We start from the raw sequence: 22,869 nt of genomic DNA on the forward strand, positions 1-22,869 counted from the left end.
TTTTTATGCATATTTATATTTTTTTATAGGAATCCATGAAAATGAAAATAATTAAATGGTCCTAGGGAAAATTCAGCCTGGAAATAAACGCCGATCATTTTAAGGTCAGTAAGGCATTATGTATTTACTGCTTTTTATGTGGGATTTAATCGATGGTACAGATTTCTATTGGACAGTTTTCACAGTCGATTTCCTGTTTCAAAAAGTCAAAGTCAAGAATCGTAATGCGTCCCTTTTTAATGGAGATGACATTGTTTTTCCTTAATTGAGCGAGCATTCGATTGACTACCTCGCGGGATGTGCCGCAAAAATTGGCGAGTTCTTGGTTTGTAAAGGGAAGATTGATAACTGTACCGTCTTCTGCTTCAGTGCCATAACTATTTGATAAACGGATAAGGGTGGAGTAAAAGGCACCTTTCTTGCCGTGCAGGAGCATATCGCGGAATTTAGCCTGATTTTTACGGTTTTGAGCCGATAACCATGTCATCATCTCGACTGCAAGATGGCTATCTGAGGCGATTTTCTCTTCTAATGCTTCTTTGGAAATTACCGCAACAATTCCATCTTCCATCATCTTTGCATTCATCATATATTTAGGATTTGGAGAAAATAAGACAGTTTCCCCAACCAAATCATTCTCCGAACTAATGCGTATAGTTAATTCCCGACCGTCAGGAACAACCTTACTCACTTCTACTTTACCTTTTAAAATGTAATACAAATCACTTGCTGGGGTGCTCTCCTGAAAAAGATAGCGCCCTTTTTCCATATGTTTAACTTGCTGTTTATTATCTAAAATTGAATGCATCAGATTAGATAACGATAATTCATTCATGCAAATGACCACCTTTCCAAATGCCGTTAAAACTCAATCACTACCTTTGATTTAAACGGAAAAAGCACTAGTAGTCAACAACTTTGGATAATTCTAGGAGTTTTGATGGATAATTTTTCATTTAAAATTTTAGTTTAGAATTTTATAAAAATACATTTGATTTTATTTTTATTCAGTCTTATAATAATAGAATCAAAGAATGACAGGGACCTGAAATTATAGGAGATGGTTTTATGAACGTATCAATAGTAGGTGCAACAGGTTATGGAGGAATGGAACTAATAAGATTTTTGAATAATCATCCGCAATTTAAAATAAAATCATTGCATACTTCTTCCCAATTTGGCCGAAGTTTATCTGAAGAAAATGCACATTTAATGCATATGAAAGACAAATTAGAAGAAATTGACCCGGAGGCGATTGCAAAAAAATCCGAAATTGTATTTCTTGCAACTCCTTCTGGTGTTTCCTCGGGATTGATTTCGGAATTTTCTGACCTTGACATTAAAGTAATCGACCTATCAGGAGACCTCAGGCTTCAAACTCCAGGTGAATATGAACACTGGTATAAAAAACCAGCAGCGCCTCAGCATATTATTGAAGAAGCCGTATACGGATTGTCTGAATGGAATGCCGAAGCAATAAAAAAAGCAACGATTATTGCAAATCCAGGGTGTTACCCAACCGCATCACTATTAGGTCTTGCCCCTTTATTCACTGAAGGATTGGCCGGAACAGCTGCCGATGTGATCATCGATGCAAAATCCGGGGTTTCCGGGGCGGGTAAATCACTTTCGGCAGCCACCCATTATAGTGAAATGAATGAGAACTTTAAGATATATAAGGTAAATCAACATCAACACATACCGGAAATCGAACAACAGCTTGGGAGATGGTCATCAGGTCTACAGCCTATTACATTCAATACTCATCTTGTTCCAATGACAAGAGGGATTATGGCGACGATGTATATAAAGGTAAATCGGGAAACCTCAAATGTTGAATTAAGGGATTTATACGAAACCGTTTACGAGAACCACCCATTTGTCCGAATACAGCCCCTTGATCGTTTTCCATCCACGAAACAAGTATATGGATCAAACTTTTGCGACATAGGCGTTGATTATGATGAAAGAACAGGTAAGGTAACGGTGGTTTCAGTTATTGATAATTTAGTGAAGGGTGCTGCAGGGCAGGCCATTCAAAATGCAAATATATTAATGGGACTAGAAGAAACGGCAGGACTATGGAACAGTCCGCTATATCCGTAAACTTTGGAGGAAAATAATGAAAACATTACAGCCAGTTGAAGAAATCAAACAAATTCAAGAAGGAAACATTTTAATGCCCCAAGGGTTCAAAGCGTCAGGTGTTCATGCAGGATTACGCTATTCTAAAAAGGACGTTGGCATCATTTTTACCGATGTCCCAGCATCAGCCGCGGCGGTTTATACACAAAATGTAGTTCAAGCCGCTCCAATCAATGTAACGAAAGATAGCATAGCCGTTAATGGAAAACTTCACGGCATTGTAGTGAATAGTGCTTGTGCGAATGCTTGTACAGGTGAACAGGGTTTAAAAGATGCAAATGAAATGAGGAAGCTAGCGGCTCAAAAGTTCGGTTTGAAGGACCATTCATTTGCAGTGGCTTCAACGGGAGTCATAGGTGAATTCATGGAAATGGAAAAAGTAAAAAAAGGCATAGAGTCATTGCAGCCAGAAAATACACCTGAAGCTGCTGAAGCTTTTGGTACAGCCATTTTAACAACGGATATTGTAACGAAGAGCTGTGGTTATGAAACGATTATTGACGGAAAAACCGTGAAAATGGGCGGTGCTGCGAAGGGTTCGGGAATGATTCATCCAAACATGGCCACAATGCTTGGTTTCATTACGACGGATGCTGTAATTGAACCGGATGATTTACAGCAGGCACTTTCCTCCATTACAAATGATACATTCAATCAAATCACGGTTGATGGTGACTGTTCAACGAACGACATGGTGTTAGTGCTCGCGAATGGAGAAGCGAACAATGAACCATTGACACCTGACCATCCTGAATGGTCCATTTTCCTGGAATTATTAAAACAAACTTCCGAAAATCTCGCCAAACAAATTGCGAAAGACGGAGAAGGTGCCACAAAACTGATAGAAGTGAATGTTCATGGCATGCCTACGAAGCAAGATTCACAGATGATGGCGAAGACGATCGTTGGGTCAAATCTAGTGAAAACGGCAGCTTTTGGAGCGGATGCAAACTGGGGACGAATAATTGCTGCGATGGGAAGAAGCGGAGTGGAATTCAATCCGGATCAAACAACGATCGTTTTTGGTGATATCGTCGTACTTAATGATGGTGAGCCGGTAATGTTTTCTGAGGAAGAAGCCAAAGCATACTTGGAAAATGAAAGTATCATCATTAATGTTTATTTGAAAGATGGTAATGAATCAGGCACGGCATGGGGCTGCGATTTAACCTATGATTATGTGAAAATAAACGGGAGCTATCGTTCGTAAGAGGTGAAAAGTATGGACATATTAGTCATAAAGTGCGGCGGCAGCATCATAAATGAGTTATCGGAGTCGTTTTTCAATAGTGTTAAAGAGTTACAAAACCGCGGGTACCATATTGTCTTTGTGCATGGAGGCGGCCCTGATATAAATTCAATGCTTGAAAAATTTGAAATTGATCCAGTATTTGAAGATGGTTTAAGAAAAACGACCACAGAAGTGCTGGAAATTGTGGAACTTATGCTGGCAGGCAAATCGAACCGCAGCCTCGTTCATAAATTGGAATCCCACGGCATCAAGGCAATCGGTTTAAATGGCTCGGACGGTGGAATTCTCACAGGTGATTATATCGATGAAAAGAAACTTGGAGCTGTTGGTGAAATACAACAAGTCAATACGGAATTATTCGGACTTTTATTCGAAAAAGGTTATTGTCCGGTATTGACACCCATTTCAACTACCGAAGAAGGCACTAAATTAAATGTGAATGCCGATATGGCTGCAGGGTCTGTAGCGAAGGCACTATCGGCCGATATGTGTTTATTTGTGACAGATGTTAAAGGGGTTTTGAAAAATGGGCAGATCATTGAGAGATTGAATGAAACGGAAACGAAGAATTTAATAAGGGATGGAAGCATCCATGGGGGAATGATCCCGAAAGTCACTACAGCGTTGTCGGTACTGAATAAAGGGATTGAAGAAGTGATGATCGTTAGTGGGAAAGATCATTTTTATCAAGACGGACAATTCATCGGTACGAAATTTCTTCAGGAAGAAGGGGTATTTCAATGAGTAATTTATTTCCAACATATGCAAGGTGGAACATTGAGCCAAGAAAAGCGTCAGGGTTGAAGATTACGAGTGCAGCAGGTAAAGAGTATCTTGATTTCACATCCGGAATCGGAGTTTTGAATCTTGGGCATTGTCATGAATTGGTAAAAATGGCCGTCACGGAACAGCTAAATAAATATTGGCATGTATCGAACATGTTTCAAAGTTCCCTACAGGAACGGACAGCAAAAATGCTGGCTGATGCCTCTGGTTTAAGTCAGGTGTTCTTTGCCAACAGCGGTGCCGAGGCAAATGAGGCAGCTATCAAACTAGCACGTAAAGCTACCGGGAAAAGCAAAATTGTCACATGTCAGCAGTCTTTCCACGGCCGTACGTTTGCAACGATGGCTGCAACGGGGCAGGAAAAAATCAAGACCGGTTTCGGACCGATGCTAGCTTCGTTCGACTATGTTCCATTTAATGATAATGACGCCATGACAGCAGCCATCGATGAAAATACGGCAGCTGTAATGATTGAAATAGTTCAAGGAGAAGGCGGCATCCATGTTGTACAGCAATCATATCTGGACACGATTCAAAAACAATGCCAAAAACACGGAGCTCTCCTTATCATAGATGAAATTCAAACTGGGATAGGGCGTACAGGGAAACCATTTGCATTCCAGCATTTCAATATCCAACCGGACATCATCACTTCAGCAAAGGGGCTGGGAAATGGCCTGCCAATCGGTGCAATGATTGGGAAGGAAGCGCTGTCTGAGTTCTTTAACCCTGGAAGTCATGGATCCACTTTTGGAGGTAATCCCGTTAGTGTTTCGGCGGCCGAAGCCGTGTTAAAGGAAATTTTCCAATCAGGTTTTTTAAAAGAAACCGTTAAAAAGGCTGAATACCTTGAAAGCGAATTGGCAAAAGCATTGAAGGACATGGAAGAAGTGAAAGAGATTCGCGGTCTGGGAATGATGGTCGGAATTGAATGTAAACAAGATGTTCAGGTGTTTTTAATGGAACTGCAAGAAGAGGGCTTACTTGTATTGAGTGCAGGTCCTAAAGTGCTTCGTTTACTCCCATCCCTGACAGTTACCGAATCGGAGATCGATATGGCGATAAACAAAATTAAAAAAGTATTGGCAATAAAACAAACTATCTAAATTTATTGAATTTTTATGGAACAAAATGAATAATTATGCTATCGTATATATAAATATACATCATCTAAAGAGGTGAAGATCATGAAAAGCTATCTATATTTAGAGAATGGTTCCGTCTTTGAAGGGGAACTGCTGACTAAAACGACTGAAAAAACAATCACTGGAGAGATTGTCTTTTTCACAGGAATGACCGGATATCAAGAAGTGTTGACAGATCCTTCGTATAAGGACCAGATTGTCATCTTCACATACCCACTGATCGGAAATTATGGAATCAATGAACATGATTTTGAAAGTAAGAAGCCGCATGTTGCCGGTGTGATTGTATATGAAGGAAATATGAGCCATTCCCATTATCAAGCTAAATATTCACTTGGTGAATATTTAGACAAGTGGAACATTCCTCTTTTAAGCCATGTTGACACAAGAGCGGTCGTTAAGAATATAAGACAGGAAGGTTCCATGCAGGCAGTCATCACAGCGGAAGAAGAATACACTGCCGTACCCGGCCTGGTTGGTTTATCAGCCCACGTTGCTGAGGTATCCACAAAGGTTGTCGAGAGTTTTGGGGAAGGCGACAAGCACGTGGTAATGATGGATTTCGGCTATAAAAAATCCATATTGGATTCATTGGTCGAGCAAGGCTGCCGAGTCTCTGTCGTACCATTCGATACTGAATTCGAACAAATCAAGGACTTGAAGCCAGATGGTATTTTGCTTTCAAATGGGCCTGGGGATCCAAAACAGCTTGAATACCTTTTAGGAAACATAAAAAAGATCATTACGAATTTTCCAACGATGGGCATTTGCCTCGGTCATCAATTAACGGCCCTTGCCTTAGGTGGAAATACCAAAAAAATGCTGTTTGGGCATCGCGGTGCGAATCAGCCCGTGGTCGATTTGAAAACGAAAAAGGTGTATATGAGTTCGCAGAACCATAGTTATGAGGTTGATGAACCGAGCTTACAAGGAACATCGCTGCAAGTGAGATTCAGAAACGTGAATGATAACACGGTTGAGGGGCTCATGCATGAAGACTTGCCAATCTTCACTACCCAGTACCACCCAGAGGCAAATCCAGGACCTATCGAGAGTTCATTACTATTCAACGACTTTTTACAAATGATAAATGATTATAGCGGGAGAGAAAAAGCTTATGCCTAAGGACGACACGATACAGACCATTTTAGTGATTGGTTCGGGGCCGATTGTCATCGGGCAGGCCGCCGAATTCGATTATGCAGGTACACAGGCCTGCCTTGCTTTAAAGGAAGAAGGATATAAAGTCATACTGGTCAACAACAATCCTGCAACGATCATGACTGATGATATGAATGCGGATGCTGTCTATTTCGAACCTTTAACAGTTGATGTACTGGAAAAGATCATTTCCAAAGAAAAGCCGGATGGCCTGCTCGCTACATTAGGCGGTCAAACAGGATTGAATCTTGCTTATCAATTGGATGATGCTGGAGTACTTGAAAAATATAAAGTCAAATTATTGGGAACTCCGATCGACTCCATCAAAAAAGGGGAGGATCGTGAACTGTTCCGTGAGCTGATGTTTGAAATAGGTGAACCCGTTCCCGACAGTACAATTGTTCATACTCTTGAAGAAGCGATGGCATTTGCCGACAAAATCGGTTTCCCCATCATCGTTCGTCCCGCTTATACACTTGGCGGAACTGGCGGTGGGATTGCTGATTCACTGGATACCTTTAAGGAACTTGTACGGGGCGGACTGCAAGAAAGCCCGATAACACAATGCTTGATTGAAAGAAGCATAGCTGGTTATAAGGAAGTAGAATATGAAGTTATGCGAGATGGCAACAATACGTGCATCACCATCTGTAATATGGAAAATATCGATCCGGTAGGGATTCATACAGGTGATTCGATCGTCGTGGCACCATCACAGACTTTATCGGACGATGAGTTTCAGATGCTGCGTTCCGCTTCCATTAAAATCATTTCTGCTTTAGGTATCATTGGCGGCTGTAACATTCAATTTGCACTTGATCCTAATAGCAAGCAATATTATTTAATAGAAGTAAACCCGCGCGTCAGCCGTTCATCGGCACTAGCTTCCAAAGCAACAGGTTATCCCATAGCCCGCATAGCTGCAAAGCTCGCTGTCGGCTACGATTTATCGGAGCTCATCAACCCTGTAACGAAAAGCACATATTCAAGCTTCGAACCTGCTCTTGACTATGTAGCTGTGAAGTTCCCGAGGTGGCCATTCGACAAATTCACGACCGCCAACCGCAAATTGGGAACACAGATGAAGGCGACTGGTGAAGTGATGGCTTTACACCGCAGCTTTGAGGGTGGAGTCCAAAAGGCCGTCGATTCTTTGGAATTGAAAACGATTGGGCTGCAGCTATCATCGCTGAAAAATAAAACGGTTCCTGAACTTTGGGGAAAGCTTGCCGAAAAATCTGATGAACGAATCTTTGTCATTTTTGAAATGCTTAGAAAAGGTGTGACGATTGAAGAAATCCATGAAGCGACAGCCATAGATTATTTCTTCCTTAAATCCTTTGCTTCATTGATCCAAAACGAAATGGAAATTGAAGCTAAGGAAATCGATCAGATAACAAGGGAAGAACTTCAATCTTACAAGGAAAAGGGCTTTTCAGATCGCTATCTTGCTTCCGTATGGAAAGTAAATGAAATGGAAGTGAGAGCACACCGGAAATCACTGGGCGTAACTGCTGTCTACAAAACGGTTGATACATGTGCAGCCGAGTTCGAATCACATACGAACTATCATTATTCAACATATTTTGGTGAGAACGAACAGAAAAAAACGGCTAAAAAGAAAGTGTTGATGATTGGCAGCGGTCCGATCCGCATCGGACAGGGAATTGAATTTGATTATTGTTCGGTTCACGGTGTTTATGCACTCCAGGATGAAAATGTCGAAACGATCATGATCAATAATAACCCGGAAACGGTAAGCACGGATTTTGCGACGGCAGACCGCCTATATTTCGAACCTTTAACTCTTGAATATGTTCTGAATGTAATAGAGGCGGAAGATATTGAAGATGTTATCGTCCAATTCGGTGGGCAGACTGCGATAAACTTGGCAAAAGGTCTGGAAGAATACGGTGTCAATTTGTTGGGGACTTCATTCGATACACTTGATCAATTGGAAGACCGTGATCGTTTTTATCAGCTTCTTCAAAAACTGGATATCCCCCATGTACCGGGTTCAATGGCTAATGGTGAAGAACAATTAATTGCCAGTGCAGAGGCAATTGGTTTTCCACTGCTCTTACGTCCATCCTATGTAATTGGCGGCCAGGGAATGGAAATCATCCGCTCCAAGGAAAGCTTATTGAATAGAATCGCAAATGGATCGGCACTTGTATATCCCGTGTTGATCGATTCCTATATTCCAGGGAAGGAAGCCGAAATCGATTTGATTGCGGATGGAAATGAAGTATACATTCCCATCATTGCAGAACATATAGAGAAAGCAGGCGTCCATTCAGGGGATAGCATGGCATTATTGCCAGCTCAATCCTTAACGGATGATATCAAAGATAAAATGACCCTTTATGCTAAAAAACTAGTTAGGGAACTTGGGTATAAAGGACTCATGAACATCCAATTCGTGATTGAGGGAAATAGTGTATATGTATTGGAAGTGAATCCTCGCGCCAGCCGGACAATTCCAATCATCAGTAAAGTGACTGATGTATCCTTGGTGCAAATAGCGACAAAAATATTGCTCGGGAAATATTCATTGTCGAATGTGTTCGATAAAACAGGCTTAATGGAGGAAATTCCATATGCTGTCGTCAAATATCCAGTATTCTCTACATTTGCGCTAAGCGGACTTGATTCGAAGGTAGGTCCGGAAATGAAATCAACAGGTGAAGGAATCGCCATTGGAGAAACGGTAAATGAAGCGTTGACCAAAGTATTCCATGCTCAAAAAGCTAAACATACTACAGGAGTTTATCAATCAGAATCAGTCCAATTAAGTGAAGATTTGTTAATGCAAATCAAAGAAGCGGGTTTGACATTGGGGAATTCAGATTTTGATAAATGGTTAAATGAAGGAAACGCGGCAGTCGTTTTGGCATATGGAACAACGGAAGAAGATAAGAAGCTAAGGCTACTTGCAGCGAAATACCGACTGCTTGCATTTACGGAAGAAGAGACTTTCAAGGCCTATCTACAATCGTTAGAAAATGCTGATCCAGGGGTTACCTCGCTTCAGGAATGGCTTGTACCATATTCGAAAGGAGTGTCACACGTATGAGTTCAATGACGGCACCGACACAAGCGAAGATTTTAAATGGAAAAGATTTTTTAACCATGAAGGAGTCTGCACCAACGGCAATTGCAGATTTGTTAAAGCTAGCGCAGGCCATTAAAGCCAAATTGCATGCTGGTGAAGAATATACGCCTTTAAAAGGGAAAACGCTAGGGATGATCTTTGAAAAATCGTCTACCCGTACCCGTGTATCTTTTGAAGTAGGCATGATGCAGCTTGGCGGACACGCTTTGTTCTTAAGTGGCAATGACTTGCAAATTGGGCGTGGTGAAACTATTTCCGATACTGCAAAAGTCCTTTCTGAATATATTGATGGCATCATGATTCGTACCTTCGAGCATGAAAAAATCCTGGAATTGTCAGAAAATGCCTCTATCCCAGTCATCAATGGGTTAACAGATCTTGCGCATCCTTGTCAGGTGCTTGCAGACTTCTTGACAATCATCGAGATAAAAGGGAAGTTAAAAGGCTTGAAGATGAGTTATATCGGTGATGGCAATAATGTTGCCAATTCATTGATGGTAGGCTGTGCAAAAATGGGAATGGATTTTTCCATTGGGTGTCCTGAGGCCTACAAACCTGATGAAAAGGTCGTCGCCTATGCTCAAAAAGTGGCAGAAGAAACTGGCAGTGAAATTGTGGTCACGACCTCCGCTTCGGAAGCTATAGAAGATGCGGATATCGTCTATTCCGATGTTTGGACCTCCATGGGGCAGGAATTCGAGAATGGTATCCGCTTAGAAGCTTTTAAAGATTATCAAATCAATAGTGAACTTGTAAAACTTGCTAAAAAAGATTACTTATTCATGCATTGCCTGCCTGCACACAGGGAAGAAGAGGTAACGGCTGAAGTCATCGATGGACCTAATTCCGTCGTTTTCCACCAAGCCGGAAATCGTCTTCATGCCCAAAAGGCGGTCCTGGTGGACTTAATGTCTTAAAAAAAAGGCGTTTGCTCTCTGAGCAGATGCCTTTTTGATTCAAGCCACTTTCCTAATTTTTCTGACATGAAAGAAAGGAACCTGGTAATAATAACAGGGAAAGCATGTAAAGGGGTGAGATCTATGGGGCAAAATCGTCAATTTAAGCCGGGTCAGAAGGCACCTAATAATGGGACCTACGTAGAAATCGGTGAAACGGGCAGCACGGTAGTGAATCCGAAAATGGTAAAGCTTGATGCAGGGGATTCTTTTCCTGAAACATCCAATCATAACCGGATCTGGACATATAAGCGGAAGCCATGAAACATCTAAAAGCAGGAAAAAGGAATGATCGCATCCTTTTTCCTGCTTTTTTCTATTCAGCGGAATAACCGAATATTTTCGAGATTTCCAAACAGCTCTTTCTTAAATAGTCGCTTAAGGGATCATCATAATGATCTGGAATGCTTTCGGTGAACCCAACGGCAGTGATCGCTCCCAACAATTCTGAATTATAATTAAAAACCGGAATGGACATGGAGGAAACAGAAGGTACAAGAGGCTCTTTGGCAAAAGCTATTTTGTATCTCCGAATTTCATGATATTCATCTGTTTCTTTAAGGAACGAGCCTGTAACATTATGATCTTTTTCAATCCATTCGGCTGTCAAGGAAGGATCCTGAAAAACAGTGAATACCTTTCCGGATGAGGATGATGGCGGAAGACGCGTACCTAACTGTGCCCCGATGTTTAAGTTTTGGTTAGAATTCCAAATTTTCGCCGTGATTGGTCCATCGTATGTCCAAACGGAAAAAAGGACTGTGCAAGAAGTATGGTGACTGATTTCCTGTAAATAAGGAGTTATTCTGCTCGTGACATCCTCATTTCCTATCGCTGCCATGCCGTATTGAATCAGTTTGCTCCCAAGGTGATACATACCGGTTGTCTTATCACGATATAGCAACTCAAGCTGAGTCAAAGTATTCAAATACTTATAGAGGTTACTTTTCGTTATTTCCGTTAATTCTTGAATATCAGAGAATCTTAAAGGAGTCCTTTGGGAAGCAAGTAAATCTATGATGCCCATCCCTATTTGTAATGATTGAATCGTCGAACCGGATTTTACGATTTCCATAAGTCAATCTCCCTAATCTGTTTTAATTTAGGTCTAGTATATCAGAACCTGTAAAATATAAATGAAATTTAGCACGAAAAACCGCCTGCTGCTTGAAGCTATCAATATACTTTTCCTTTTAAATAAATAAATTTAGCGGATTTTAAAATTGATTCCGAAGTACTCATAATGGTGTAGATGATAACATTTGCACAAAAATTTGCAATAGTTTCTTGACAGTATTCCGAAAATTAAGTTATTATTTATATAAATAGTGAACAATGTTATCTATAAGTGAAATTAGTGAGATGTATAGCCGTTCAAATTCTGGTTTGTGAAGTGAATCCAGCAGAATTAGGATGGTGGCATCAAAAAGAGGTTTTTAAAAAATCCGGATTAATAAAGGAGAATGAAATATGAGATTAGTAACTTTCAGCATTCAAGGATTTAAACGTATTGGTGCGATTTACCCGAATGTAGTAGTTGACTTGAACTATGCCTATCAAGCGCTTCTTGAAAGCGAAGGGAAACTTCGCAGTGAACAAATCGCTGAAGCGTATGTCCCTGCAACAATGGAGGCGTTTTTACAGGGAGGGAATGAAAGCCTTTCCATCGCGAAAAAGGCTGCGGACTATGCTATTAACAATCGTGATTCCTTCAGACATAAATTGGTGCATGAAATTGAAAATATAAAGCTTGAGGCTCCTGTCCAAAAGCCAGGCAAAATTATTTGTGTCGGACATAACTACCGTGAGCACATTGCTGAAATGGGTCGTGAACTGCCGCCATTCCCTGTGGTATTCGCAAAGTTCGCCAATACAGTAATCGGTCCCCAGGATGATATACCGTTTTTCCCAATCTCTGAACAACTAGATTATGAAGCGGAATTTGCTTTTGTAGTCGGACAAAGGGCACGTAATGTATCAAAAGAAGATGCTCTTGAGTATGTGGCTGGTTATACAATTGCGAATGATGTAACGTACCGTGATATCCAACGGCGTACACTTGAGTGGCTTCAAGGGAAAACGGTTGAAGGAAGTGCTCCGATGGGGCCTTGGTTAGTCACTTCCGATGAACTATCCGATCCATCTGGCTTAAATGTCCGATTAACGGTAAATGGTGAAGAACGCCAAAAAACGAATACATCCAACTTCGTATTCGATGTGAAGTATTTAGTTGAATTCTTATCGAATTTAATGACTCTTGAACCAGGTGACATCGTACTCACAGGAACACCTGGTGGGGTAGGAGTAGCCCGTGATCCACAAGTGTTCTTAAAAGATGGTGACGTTGTCAAAATCGAAATCGACAAAATAGGTTATCTTGAAAATCGTGTTCGACGTGTCGGGGAGGGAAAATAAAATGGCTTATCAGGAGATCGGGACATCAATCCAATCGGTTCAACAATCAATCGACCACATTCTTGAGACAGCGGCAAACCTACCGGAAGAAACGATCCGATTTAAGCCGGCAGATGATGAATGGTCTATCATGCAGATACTTTCCCATTTAGCTGAGGCCATTCCTTATTGGTTAGGTGAAGTGGAAACTGTAATAGCGATGCCTGGAGCCAAATGGGGGCGTGGATTGCAAGATCCAGCCCGATTGGCAGCAGTTACCGATACTGACAAAATTGCTGTAGATGATGTCATGAAGCAAGTGGAGGAGCTTAAATATAAAGTGGAGAGCAGTCTGGGGAATTTAGATGAAGAAACACTATCCAAAGAATCGCCACACCGGAATTTCGCTAAATTCGGAAACAAACCAGTTTCTTATATAGTCGATCACTTCATCGATGAGCATGTTTCAGGACACTATGATCAAATTAAGCGAAATCTTTCTAAAATCCAGTGAGGAAAGATAAAAAAGAAAGTAGGGATTAATATGGCTGAAAAATCGGAATACATGGACAGTACAATCGTAAAAGATTTTACAAAGGATATTCAGCAGTATAACCTTGGGCCACTGTGGGAAGCCATTCCCGCTTTGATGGACCATGAACCTAAACCTCATGCACATGCTTATTTATGGAAAGAAGAGCTTTTGACAAAAAAATTGATGGAAGCAGCTGAAATCTTCACACCTGACCGAGGAGGGGAGCGCAGGGCCATTTATTTTCAAAACCCTGGCCTTACTTATCGCCAGCCTTGGGGATGGGCTTCAACGACACAAACGCTTTATGCAGCAGTTCAGCTATTGTTGCCAGGTGAAGTGGCCCCTTCCCACCGTCACTCCCAAAGTGCACTTCGTTTCATTACGAATGGTGAAGGTGCCTACTCCATCGTGCAGGGAGAAAGGATATTCATGGAAGAAGGAGATTTCTTGATCACGCCTAAAAACCTATGGCATGGTCATGGACATGTAGGCGAAAAACCAATGATTTGGATGGATGCCCTTGATATCCCAACCATCTATTCCATAGGTGGCACTTTCTTTGAACCATATCCAGATCGGATTGAAACGCCTAAACGTCCGGATAATTTTTCAGAGCTCCGTTATCAAGGCGGGATGGTTCGTCCAGTATCCGACCGTTATTCACAAGTGGCACCGCTTGCCAATTACAAGTGGAAAGGCACAAAAGCAGCGATAGAAGGATTAATGAATTTCGAACCGGACCCATATGAAGGTTTCGCAGTGGAATATATCAATCCGTCAAATGGCCAAACGGCCAATCCGACGATGGGGGCATGGATGCAGAAACTTCCTAAAGGTTTCCATACGAAAGCGCATCGCCATACCCATTCCACAATTTATCAAGTGCACCAAGGATCAGGCTATACCGTTATTAATGGAGTGCGTTTTGACTGGTCCAAGGGAGATTATTTCGTCGTTCCGAATTGGGCATGGCATGAGCACGTTGCAGAAGCGGATTCTTACTTATTCTCGGTAAACGACCTACCAATAATGGAGAGATTCGATTTGGAACAGCAACAGGCATTAGACACAAACAATGGTTACCAAAAGATTGAAAGTGAATTCAAGCCTGTTTTGGTTTAAAAGTAATCTGTTTGGGACTTTCAGCTTGATCCTGATGAATATATGGAATGCCAGCCGAATGAAAACGCTTACTGTGGCATTGTCCGCAACATTGGCTAAAAGCAACTAATATAGGGGGAATTGATGATGAGCACAGAAAAAAAACCATTCATAGTTATCGGTGGGGGAATTGGCGGTTTGGCAACTGCTTTAGGAATCGCAGAAACTAAACAGTATGTAAAGGTCCTTGAACAAGCTCCCGAATTTGGAGAAATTGGTGCAGGGATTCAGCTTGCAGCAAATGCCACCAACGTATTGCAGCGTTTAGGCGTCATGGATAAAATCAATGAAATTGCAGTATTTCCAAAAAGATTGGTGCTGATGGATGCCTTTTCCGGCAAAGAGCTTTCCGCTTTGGATTTAGGTGATGTTTATAAAGAAAGATATGGAGCGCCATATGTTGTCTTGCATCGTTCCGATTTGCATAAAGTACTGGCTGAAGCTTGTGAAAATAACCCGTATATTGAACTGGTTACGAACCAAACCATTATTGAAACAGTAGAAAATGAAGGTGAAGTTACGGTTACTTCAGCCAACGGGTCTAAACATTCAGGAACTGCTGTCATTGGAGCCGATGGATTATGGTCCAAGGCACGGAAACTTTTTGTGGAAGATCAACCGATCTGCTCTCAATATGTTGCATACAGGGGAGCGATTCCGATGGAAGAGGTTACGAGCCATGGAGATTTAGATGATGTGTATATGTGGATTGGGCCAAACCTTCATCTTGTTCAATACCCGGTTAGAAGGGGGGAACTTTACAACCAAGTAGTGGTGTTCAAAAGTTCTCAATACACGGAAGAAAACGAAAAAACCGATCAATGGGGAACCCCGGAAGAAATGGACAGTGTATTTGCCGGAACTTGTGAGCTTGTTCAAAATGCGATTTCATTCATTCAAAGGCAACGCCGCTGGCCGATGTATGACCGGTTACCAATTGATAATTGGAGTAAAGGAAGAATTACGCTTACGGGCGATGCGGCACATCCGATGCTCCAATACTTGGCACAAGGGGCTTGCCAGGCTTTAGAAGATGCAGCTTATTTGTCGGATATGCTTCATAAGCATGGAAATGACATTGAACAGGCATTTTTGGAATATCAAGAGGAACGCATTCCGCGTACAGCTAATGTTCAAACGAGTGCAAGAATGTGGGGGGAAATCATCCACAATACGACCGATGCAGGCATTCTGCTCAGAGATACGATCCTAGCAGGTCGCACGGATAAAGATTTCCAATTCGTCGATGAATTTCATGGTTATAATAAAACGGCCGTAAAAGCATAAGTCGTTTTGTTTCAGCCAATCAGTGATTTTATGCCATTTTACAAATGGGTCTGCCTTTCTTCTTTTTGAAGAAAGGTTTTTTCCGTTTATCCTCCATACCTCCTGCATTTTTTATAACTTTCCTTTACATGGGGAAAATTAGAAGTATAATGAAAATATAAAGGTCAAAGTTGGTCAAACCGAGTGATAATTCGTTCATGATATAGATGAATGGGAGGTTTCAAGATGGATATTAATAATATGACGGAGAGAACCCAACAGGCGTTCATTGGCGGCCAGGAACTAGCCAAAGATAGAGGGAATCCCGAGTTGACGGAGCTGCATTTATTAAAGGCCTTAATGGAACAGGATGAAAGTTTATTAATCAGGATTTTATCGGAATCTGGTAAACCGATGAATCTATTTGATATAGAGCTAAATAAGGAACTGGATCGATTACCGGAAGTGAGAGGGAGTGTTTCCCAGGTTTACATGTCAACCTCCCTACAGCAAATTTTGACGGCTGCCGAAAAGGAAATGCAAATGTGGGAGGATGAATATTTATCCGTCGAACATATACTGCTTGCGTCGTTGCAAGTCAATAAAACGAATGTAAACAGGCTTTTTTCATCATATGGAATTGATTATGATATAGCAAAACGGGTTATAAACGATATAAGGGGGAATCAGCGAGTGACTAGTCAAAATCCTGAAAGCACTTATGAAGTACTGAAAAAATACGGCAGAGATCTCGTTGCTGAGGTTAAATCGGGGAAGGTCGATCCAGTAATCGGCCGAGATACGGAAATCCGTAACGTCATCCGGATCCTTTCACGTAAAACGAAAAATAATCCTGTATTAATAGGAGAACCTGGAGTAGGTAAAACAGCGATTGTCGAGGGGTTGGCACAAAGGATCGTCAGGAAGGATGTGCCGGAAGGTTTAAAGGATAAGACCGTTTTTTCACTAGATATGAGTGCACTTGTTGCAGGGGCCAAATTCCGCGGTGAATTTGAGGAACGCCTAAAAGCGGTGTTGAATGAGATCAAGAAGAGTGACGGTAAAATTCTTTTATTCATTGATGAATTACACACAATTGTCGGTGCAGGAAGAACGGATGGCGCACTTGATGCCGGAAATATGTTAAAGCCGATGCTTGCGCGTGGTGAGCTGCATTGTATCGGTGCAACGACCCTTGATGAATATCGGCAATATATTGAAAAGGATCCGGCTCTGGAACGCCGTTTCCAACAGGTTCTGGTTCCTGAACCGGATGTGGAAGATACAATTTCAATTTTGCGGGGATTAAAGGAACGGTTTGAAATTCACCATGGCGTCAGGATACATGATCGGGCGATCGTTGCGGCCTCTGTCCTTTCGAACCGATATATAACGGAGCGGTTTTTACCGGATAAAGCTATAGATCTTGTGGATGAAGCATGTGCGATGATCCGGATGGAAATCGACTCAATGCCATCCGAGCTGGATGAAATCACGAGAAAAGTCATGCAACTTGAAATTGAAGAAGCGGCCCTGAAAAATGAGGAGGACCCTCAAAGCAAGGCAAGGCTGGAAGTGCTTCAAAAAGAACTATCAGAACTTCAGGATCAAGCGAATAGCATGAAATCCAAGTGGCAAATGGAGAAATCAGCGCTTCAGAAGGTGCAGGATAAACGTGAAGAGCTTGAGAAACTGCGTCATGAACTGGAACAGGCAGAGAATGACTATGACCTTAACCGGGCAGCTGAACTTCGGCATGGAAGGATTCCGCAGCTTCAAAAAGAATTGGAAACAATGGAAGACGAATTGGAAAAGGAAAAACAGGAATCACGATTGCTTCGCCAGGAAGTGACGGAGGAGGAAATTGCCTCGATTGTTGCAAGGTGGACGGGAATTCCGATAAGCAAGCTGGTGGAAAGTGAAAGGGAGAAACTGCTTCGCCTATCTGATATTCTGCATGAACGTGTAATAGGTCAAGGAGAAGCGGTGGAACTCGTATCCGATGCCGTTTTAAGAGCAAGGGCGGGAATTAAAGATCCAAACAGACCAATCGGTTCATTCATTTTTCTTGGGCCGACTGGTGTCGGTAAAACCGAATTGGTAAAAGCTTTGGCAGAAACGTTATTCGATAGTGAGGAACATATGATTCGAATCGATATGTCAGAATATATGGAGAAACATTCCGTGTCCCGCCTTGTTGGTGCACCTCCTGGATATGTTGGATTTGAGGAAGGAGGCCAACTTACGGAGGCTGTTAGGAGAAACCCATACTCAGTCATATTATTAGACGAAATTGAAAAGGCGCATCCGGAAGTCTTCAATATTTTGCTGCAAATGTTGGATGATGGAAGGATTACAGACTCCCAAGGCAGAACAATCAACTGTAAAAATACGGTGATCATCATGACTTCCAATATCGGTTCCCATTTCTTATTGCAGTCCAACCGGGAGGATGGTGGCATTGAAGAAGAAATAAAAGATCAGGTCTTTAAAGAATTAAGAGGCCATTTCCGTCCCGAATTTTTAAATCGCGTTGATGACATTGTTTTATTCAAACCTCTGACGAAACAAGAAATCGTTGAAATCGTGGATAAAATGGTTCATCAATTACAGGTAAGGTTAACTGAACAAAATATAGTCCTGAACGTCACAGAAGCGGCTAAGGAATTCATTGCGGACCAGGGATATGACCCGGTATATGGAGCAAGACCGCTGAAGCGATTCATCCAAAAGCATCTGGAAACGAAAATCGCCCGTAAAATCATAGCTGGGACTGTTGAGCTTAAAGAAGGAATAACGATTGATCATGATCATGATGAATTGGTCCTCATATAAAAACGTTGAAATGTTGTTTACACGTAAGCAAAGTACGGTATAACAAAAAGGACATCCTAAAAAGGATGTCCTCTTTTGCTTCTTCTTAATGTTGATGAGAGTCTTTAGCTGGCCCGGCAGGCAAGATAGCAGGGATGATAAGAATCAGGATAGCAGCAGCTAATCCTAGAATCGTTCCCTGCGCAGCATCGTATGAAAGTCCGATCATGGAAGAAACAACATATACAGTCATATGCACTAATAAGAATGTCCAAAAAATTGCCCAAGCATAACGCATCGAATTTCACCTCATTCCACTACATTCATTTTTATCTTACCATAATTAATATACAGTTAAAACGTGTTTTTAATAATAACCTTTAAATAATTCAATACATTAAATCATAAGAGAACTTTTTCCGGCAGACAAGTTGGTTCCAAACCCTAAATGGGAAATCATAGGGGGGAATTAAAACAAAAATCGTCCATGCTTGGTTAATTTAAGATAAGAAGTTAGGCGTTTCCACTGACCCTTTCTATTTTTCTTCATAAATTAATATAGTAGTAGTAATATTCCTTAAAGGAGTTTGAACGATGGAACAACGAACTTTTCAAATTGATGAGCAATGGAATATCATCTATTATCCAGAGCGGCCCAGTGGTTTTTCCGTAATGGTAATTGGAGACCGTAGTCATTTTGTCGAAAAAGACAGCAGCTTTTGGCTGCAGCATCCTGGCAGGCTGCAGATATTGGAATATTTAAAGGAATACGGATACACGCTATTTTCATCCAATTTTCACGGAGCCAACTGGGGCAGTCCTAAAGCACTGGACCTTTCCCTTAACCTATATATTCTTTTCATTAAAAAAGAAATAGTCAATCAAAGGGTTCATATATTGGCAGAGGGGACAGGCGCACTACTTGCCCTAAAGCTAATGAATGAACTTGGAAATAAAATTCGGTCTGTCGTATTGATTGATCCGGTTTTTTCTTTGAAAGCACAACTGGAGAAAGAAAAGGAAAACAAGTTCTTCTTTAAAAAGTGGCTGTCAGAGGTTGCTGCTGCATATGAGCTTGATCCAGCAGAATGTGAACAGCATATCCTGGACACTGAGGATTCAGTTATTGCAGAGAATATCCCCATGAAAGTGATTCAGGTTTTTGGAAGCTTACGGAAAGAGCAAGCCTCCCTTTATCGGCAAATCCAGCTGGCTAGGAAAGCAGATTTGCAACTGACGTATATATTGCCCGAAAAACGTTATAAAATCCCCTATCAAATACAAAAGTTTTTCAATGAGAATGAAGAGATTTTATGAGAAGTGATATATTTTTACAATAGTTTGCATACGATACAGCATCTAAAAAAACTAGACGTGCCGGGTGAAGTGGGCTTGATGGCATACGAGGAGGCTGTATTTATGCAAACAAACATTGTCATTGGCACTTATCGATTTGTGGGATTCTATGTGACTCAATATTTTTTGAACCAAGGTAAAGAAGTAATCGGAATTGATTGGGCTGATTCCGAAGCAAGTCAATATATTATGGAAGAAAAGGAACTTGAAATAGGCAGGAATTCAAATTATATATACTTTCCGATAAATAAGCTTCAATTATTGGATATTTCACAGCAGGACACGGTGTTCATATCTCTTTACGATATTCAAAGCGGAAAATTGGACAAAATCGATTTTCTGATAGGCGAAATCGTTTCATTCATTGAGAAATTCAAAAATGGCAAGGATGAAACGCCGAATTTCGTACTTTTCATGCCCATTGAAAAAGATGTCTGTGTATTTCAGTCCATATTAAGCTCGATTCGTGAAATAGATTCTACGAAAATCATATTTTTACCGACGATTTATGGACCTTGGCAATCGGAAGGCATGAGCTTTGAAGCTGGAATCAATCAGCTTGGACAGTCTGATATCAATGCGGCAATTGCTGCCGAATATACCGGAGATGCTCTCTATATCACTGATTTTGTTAACGCTTTGGAAGCAGTGCTTACCTCCTCTTCCGATAGGGACATCCAATTGTGCAGCAGTATTGATGACCATTGGAATAAATGTGCCAAGTTAATATTTAGTGAAAGTATGGATTCATTCACTTCCCACTCAACAACTAAAATCAATAAAGGAACAATATTTGAAGTGCAATGCAAAATGGAACCGGAAGAAGGCATTGCTCTACAAAGAAAACATAATAAACGATTAAACTTACTTAAAAAGTGGAGAAAGCGAGACTGACTTGGGAGAGCGATAACCAAATATGAAGGCGAAGTGCATGATCGGGAAAATATGAAATCGATAGGTTTCGATATTAGGGAAGTGCAAAACTGTATATTTGCCTCTAATCTATATGTCTTGTACTATAATGTTCAAGGATAGGAATTCACATCAAAAGATATTCATGATTTTCTATGTGCGCCCTTTACGAATGGGTCTTGTGGAATTATGATAATATTGAGCTTTATTTGGCATCACAAAGATCAATTGGATGAATATTCAAAAGATAGGGGGGAAACGCGAATGAGTTCAGATAAAACTCTTGAATTTATGGGGATCGCCATGAAATACTTCCCAGAGGCTAAAGCGAAGCTTGAAGCAAGCGGGATTACATTCTCAATGGAGATGGCAGAGCCATTCATGGAGCTCTTTAAAAGCGTAATGCAAGAAGCTTATGAGCTTGGTAAACAAGATGCTCAGCGTTAATTAAAGGAAGGCTGTCCGGTTAAACGGCAGCCTTAATATTTTTATTCTTTTTTCAAGAACTTGGCAATCAATGGGTTCAGATTAATTTTATCAATGGTCGGTTTGTATTGACTGTATAAGCCCATCAATGTTTCAACGTTCTCCATCAATTGCATGTTATCAACTTTCGATTCCTCTTGCTCCGGTTCAGCCTTCCTGCCAAACATCAAATTCGAAAAATGATCATCCGGGTTTCTTTCGCGGTTGCGATTGAAGATGTCCACAATGAATTCCTCCTTTTATTTATAATGTATGTCCTAAATCTCCCTTGGCATAGGCGCTTGACCGACTTCTGAAAGAGATTTCTTTAGCCTTTCAAACTGTTAACTCTTGCAAGGAAGTCTTTTTTTATATAAAATTAGTACCAGGTAATAATAGATGATTATAATAACTCATAAAAATATAAGGGGATGGCAAGATGAATGCTGGAATACTAGGGCTTGGCCGCTACTTACCCGACAAAATCGTTACAAATGCGGATTTAGAAAAAATTATGGACACTTCCGACGAGTGGATCCGGACTAGGACGGGTATTGAGCAAAGAAGAATTGCAAATGATGATATTGATACATCAGATATGGCTTATCAAGCCGCAAAAGCTGCATTGAAAAATGCGGAAATTTCTGCTGAAGAGATAGATCTAATTCTTGTAGCTACTGTTACACCTGATCAGTCGTTTCCTTCTGTCGCTTGCATGATTCAAGAGAAATTGGGAGCGATGAAGGCAGCTGCAATGGATGTAAGTGCTGCATGTGCCGGTTTTATGTATGCAATGATCACGGCACAGCAATTTATTAAGTCAGGTGCATATAAGCATGTGTTGATTGTCGGTGTTGAAAAACTTTCGAAAGTAACCAATTGGGAAGACCGCAATACTGCTGTACTTTTTGGTGACGGAGCGGGTGCAGTTGTACTTGGACCTGTATCTGAAGGCAAAGGAGTCCTTTCCTTTGAATTAGGAGCAGATGGAACCGGTGGGAAGCACTTATTACAGGAAGGAGATTTCATTCATATGAATGGACGTGAAGTATTTAAATTTGCTGTCCGTCAGATGGGGGAATCCAGCCTGAGTGTATTGGACAAAGCTGGTTTGACAAAAGAAGATGTGGATCTGCTTGTCCCGCATCAAGCAAACATACGCATTATGGAAGCCTCAAGGGAACGATTGGATCTCCCGCTTGAAAAAATGACAAAAACGATTCATAAATATGGGAATACTTCTTCAGCGTCCATTCCAATGGCCCTTGTGGAAGAAATGGAAGCGGGAAGAATCAAGGACAATGACTTAATCGTCATGGTCGGTTTTGGTGGTGGCCTTACATGGGGAGCGATCGCTCTTAGGTGGGGTAAATAAAAGAAGAAGCAAAACGTAAGTGCTTTAAAAA

Annotated in this window: 21 protein-coding genes; 17 read left to right on the top strand and 4 right to left on the bottom strand. The window is 41.2% G+C overall.

From position 1 onward, the window contains the following. Positions 1-145: 145 nt before the first annotated feature. Positions 146-835, bottom strand: coding sequence for a Crp/Fnr family transcriptional regulator (locus tag AC3ISB_RS06255; protein ID WP_489275839.1), 690 nt, complete (start codon positions 833-835; stop codon positions 146-148). A gap of 233 nt (positions 836-1,068) precedes the next feature. On the opposite strand from AC3ISB_RS06255, the gene argC reads away from it, so the two are divergent. The 8 genes from argC (at position 1,069) to AC3ISB_RS06295 (ending at position 10,824) form a co-directional block, all read left to right on the top strand. Continuing rightward, positions 1,069-2,106: an N-acetyl-gamma-glutamyl-phosphate reductase gene (gene argC, locus AC3ISB_RS06260; protein WP_480339979.1), complete on the top strand. Its 1,038-nt coding sequence runs from the start codon at positions 1,069-1,071 to the stop codon at positions 2,104-2,106. A gap of 16 nt (positions 2,107-2,122) precedes the next feature. Continuing rightward, a complete protein-coding gene (argJ, locus tag AC3ISB_RS06265) occupies positions 2,123-3,355 on the top strand; it encodes a bifunctional ornithine acetyltransferase/N-acetylglutamate synthase (protein ID WP_141993135.1) in 1,233 nt (410 codons plus the stop codon). Between the two features lie 12 nt (positions 3,356-3,367). Next, a complete protein-coding gene (argB, locus tag AC3ISB_RS06270; RefSeq protein WP_141993136.1) occupies positions 3,368-4,141 on the top strand; it encodes an acetylglutamate kinase in 774 nt (257 codons plus the stop codon). Next, on the top strand, positions 4,138-5,289 hold the full coding sequence (argD, locus tag AC3ISB_RS06275; protein ID WP_489275841.1) for an acetylornithine transaminase: 1,152 nt from the start codon (positions 4,138-4,140) through the stop codon (positions 5,287-5,289). The genes argB and argD overlap by 4 nt, the downstream gene beginning before the upstream one ends. 81 nt (positions 5,290-5,370) lie before the next feature. After that, positions 5,371-6,453, top strand: coding sequence for a carbamoyl phosphate synthase small subunit (locus AC3ISB_RS06280; RefSeq protein WP_141993137.1), 1,083 nt, complete (start codon positions 5,371-5,373; stop codon positions 6,451-6,453). Continuing rightward, on the top strand, positions 6,446-9,565 hold the full coding sequence (carB, locus tag AC3ISB_RS06285) for a carbamoyl-phosphate synthase (glutamine-hydrolyzing) large subunit (protein WP_489275843.1): 3,120 nt from the start codon (positions 6,446-6,448) through the stop codon (positions 9,563-9,565). Before AC3ISB_RS06280 ends, carB begins: the two co-directional genes overlap by 8 nt. Then, entirely contained in the window at positions 9,562-10,521 is a 960-nt protein-coding gene (argF, locus tag AC3ISB_RS06290; protein WP_098371307.1) for an ornithine carbamoyltransferase, read from the top strand. Before carB ends, argF begins: the two co-directional genes overlap by 4 nt. A gap of 123 nt (positions 10,522-10,644) precedes the next feature. Continuing rightward, a complete protein-coding gene (locus AC3ISB_RS06295; protein ID WP_034314546.1) occupies positions 10,645-10,824 on the top strand; it encodes a YjzC family protein in 180 nt (59 codons plus the stop codon). A gap of 52 nt (positions 10,825-10,876) precedes the next feature. Here the strand turns inward: AC3ISB_RS06295 and AC3ISB_RS06300 are convergent, their stop codons facing one another. Continuing rightward, positions 10,877-11,635, bottom strand: a complete 759-nt coding sequence (locus AC3ISB_RS06300; protein WP_480339982.1) for an IclR family transcriptional regulator — start codon at positions 11,633-11,635, stop codon at positions 10,877-10,879. A gap of 395 nt (positions 11,636-12,030) precedes the next feature. Between AC3ISB_RS06300 and AC3ISB_RS06305 the strand changes: the two genes are divergently transcribed. The 5 genes from AC3ISB_RS06305 (at position 12,031) to clpB (ending at position 18,751) form a co-directional block, all read left to right on the top strand. Continuing rightward, positions 12,031-12,975 (top strand): fumarylacetoacetate hydrolase family protein, encoded by a 945-nt coding sequence (locus tag AC3ISB_RS06305; RefSeq protein ID WP_480339983.1) that lies wholly within the window; start codon positions 12,031-12,033, stop codon positions 12,973-12,975. A gap of 1 nt (position 12,976) precedes the next feature. Further along, positions 12,977-13,468, top strand: coding sequence for a DinB family protein (locus AC3ISB_RS06310; protein WP_141993140.1), 492 nt, complete (start codon positions 12,977-12,979; stop codon positions 13,466-13,468). A 30-nt stretch (positions 13,469-13,498) separates the two neighbouring features. Then, positions 13,499-14,611: a cupin domain-containing protein gene (locus AC3ISB_RS06315; RefSeq protein WP_480339984.1), complete on the top strand. Its 1,113-nt coding sequence runs from the start codon at positions 13,499-13,501 to the stop codon at positions 14,609-14,611. Positions 14,612-14,734: 123 nt separating this feature from the next. Beyond that, entirely contained in the window at positions 14,735-15,937 is a 1,203-nt protein-coding gene (locus AC3ISB_RS06320; RefSeq protein WP_489275846.1) for an FAD-dependent monooxygenase, read from the top strand. 225 nt (positions 15,938-16,162) lie between these two features. Then, positions 16,163-18,751: an ATP-dependent chaperone ClpB gene (gene clpB / locus AC3ISB_RS06325; protein WP_480339986.1), complete on the top strand. Its 2,589-nt coding sequence runs from the start codon at positions 16,163-16,165 to the stop codon at positions 18,749-18,751. Positions 18,752-18,836: 85 nt separating this feature from the next. Here clpB and AC3ISB_RS06330 read toward each other — a convergent pair whose 3' ends face one another. Continuing rightward, positions 18,837-19,028, bottom strand: coding sequence for a YjzD family protein (locus AC3ISB_RS06330; RefSeq protein WP_098371300.1), 192 nt, complete (start codon positions 19,026-19,028; stop codon positions 18,837-18,839). A 296-nt stretch (positions 19,029-19,324) separates the two neighbouring features. Here AC3ISB_RS06330 and AC3ISB_RS06335 point away from each other — a divergent pair, with 296 nt between their 5' ends. The 3 genes from AC3ISB_RS06335 to AC3ISB_RS06345 all read left to right on the top strand — a co-directional run bounded on the left by AC3ISB_RS06335 (position 19,325) and on the right by AC3ISB_RS06345 (position 21,445). Further along, the gene (locus tag AC3ISB_RS06335; protein ID WP_480339987.1) at positions 19,325-20,047 is read left to right on the top strand and encodes an alpha/beta fold hydrolase; all 723 of its coding nucleotides are present in this window, start codon (positions 19,325-19,327) and stop codon (positions 20,045-20,047) included. A 102-nt stretch (positions 20,048-20,149) separates the two neighbouring features. Then, positions 20,150-20,980, top strand: a complete 831-nt coding sequence (locus AC3ISB_RS06340) for a Rossmann-fold NAD(P)-binding domain-containing protein (protein ID WP_480339988.1) — start codon at positions 20,150-20,152, stop codon at positions 20,978-20,980. A 282-nt stretch (positions 20,981-21,262) separates the two neighbouring features. Beyond that, entirely contained in the window at positions 21,263-21,445 is a 183-nt protein-coding gene (locus tag AC3ISB_RS06345) for a ComZ family protein (RefSeq protein WP_098371297.1), read from the top strand. 41 nt (positions 21,446-21,486) lie between these two features. Here AC3ISB_RS06345 and AC3ISB_RS06350 read toward each other — a convergent pair whose 3' ends face one another. Continuing rightward, positions 21,487-21,708 (bottom strand): hypothetical protein, encoded by a 222-nt coding sequence (locus AC3ISB_RS06350; protein WP_339201520.1) that lies wholly within the window; start codon positions 21,706-21,708, stop codon positions 21,487-21,489. A gap of 194 nt (positions 21,709-21,902) precedes the next feature. Between AC3ISB_RS06350 and AC3ISB_RS06355 the strand changes: the two genes are divergently transcribed. Further along, positions 21,903-22,838: a beta-ketoacyl-ACP synthase III gene (locus AC3ISB_RS06355; protein WP_098371295.1), complete on the top strand. Its 936-nt coding sequence runs from the start codon at positions 21,903-21,905 to the stop codon at positions 22,836-22,838. Positions 22,839-22,869 lie beyond the last annotated feature (31 nt).

The organism is Peribacillus sp. GL_122, assembly GCF_057835005.1.

What these genes read in the sequence shown, in the direction of transcription:
- AC3ISB_RS06255 (WP_489275839.1), bottom strand. Translation starts at nt 835, where the DNA reads ATGAATGAATTATCGTTATCTAATCTGATGCATTCAATTTTAGATAAT.
- argC (WP_480339979.1), top strand. Translation starts at nt 1,069, where the DNA reads ATGAACGTATCAATAGTAGGTGCAACAGGTTATGGAGGAATGGAACTA.
- argJ (WP_141993135.1), top strand. Translation starts at nt 2,123, where the DNA reads ATGAAAACATTACAGCCAGTTGAAGAAATCAAACAAATTCAAGAAGGA.
- argB (WP_141993136.1), top strand. Translation starts at nt 3,368, where the DNA reads ATGGACATATTAGTCATAAAGTGCGGCGGCAGCATCATAAATGAGTTA.
- argD (WP_489275841.1), top strand. Translation starts at nt 4,138, where the DNA reads ATGAGTAATTTATTTCCAACATATGCAAGGTGGAACATTGAGCCAAGA.
- AC3ISB_RS06280 (WP_141993137.1), top strand. Translation starts at nt 5,371, where the DNA reads ATGAAAAGCTATCTATATTTAGAGAATGGTTCCGTCTTTGAAGGGGAA.
- carB (WP_489275843.1), top strand. Translation starts at nt 6,446, where the DNA reads ATGCCTAAGGACGACACGATACAGACCATTTTAGTGATTGGTTCGGGG.
- argF (WP_098371307.1), top strand. Translation starts at nt 9,562, where the DNA reads ATGAGTTCAATGACGGCACCGACACAAGCGAAGATTTTAAATGGAAAA.
- AC3ISB_RS06295 (WP_034314546.1), top strand. Translation starts at nt 10,645, where the DNA reads ATGGGGCAAAATCGTCAATTTAAGCCGGGTCAGAAGGCACCTAATAAT.
- AC3ISB_RS06300 (WP_480339982.1), bottom strand. Translation starts at nt 11,635, where the DNA reads ATGGAAATCGTAAAATCCGGTTCGACGATTCAATCATTACAAATAGGG.
- AC3ISB_RS06305 (WP_480339983.1), top strand. Translation starts at nt 12,031, where the DNA reads ATGAGATTAGTAACTTTCAGCATTCAAGGATTTAAACGTATTGGTGCG.
- AC3ISB_RS06310 (WP_141993140.1), top strand. Translation starts at nt 12,977, where the DNA reads ATGGCTTATCAGGAGATCGGGACATCAATCCAATCGGTTCAACAATCA.
- AC3ISB_RS06315 (WP_480339984.1), top strand. Translation starts at nt 13,499, where the DNA reads ATGGCTGAAAAATCGGAATACATGGACAGTACAATCGTAAAAGATTTT.
- AC3ISB_RS06320 (WP_489275846.1), top strand. Translation starts at nt 14,735, where the DNA reads ATGATGAGCACAGAAAAAAAACCATTCATAGTTATCGGTGGGGGAATT.
- clpB (WP_480339986.1), top strand. Translation starts at nt 16,163, where the DNA reads ATGGATATTAATAATATGACGGAGAGAACCCAACAGGCGTTCATTGGC.
- AC3ISB_RS06330 (WP_098371300.1), bottom strand. Translation starts at nt 19,028, where the DNA reads ATGCGTTATGCTTGGGCAATTTTTTGGACATTCTTATTAGTGCATATG.
- AC3ISB_RS06335 (WP_480339987.1), top strand. Translation starts at nt 19,325, where the DNA reads ATGGAACAACGAACTTTTCAAATTGATGAGCAATGGAATATCATCTAT.
- AC3ISB_RS06340 (WP_480339988.1), top strand. Translation starts at nt 20,150, where the DNA reads ATGCAAACAAACATTGTCATTGGCACTTATCGATTTGTGGGATTCTAT.
- AC3ISB_RS06345 (WP_098371297.1), top strand. Translation starts at nt 21,263, where the DNA reads ATGAGTTCAGATAAAACTCTTGAATTTATGGGGATCGCCATGAAATAC.
- AC3ISB_RS06355 (WP_098371295.1), top strand. Translation starts at nt 21,903, where the DNA reads ATGAATGCTGGAATACTAGGGCTTGGCCGCTACTTACCCGACAAAATC.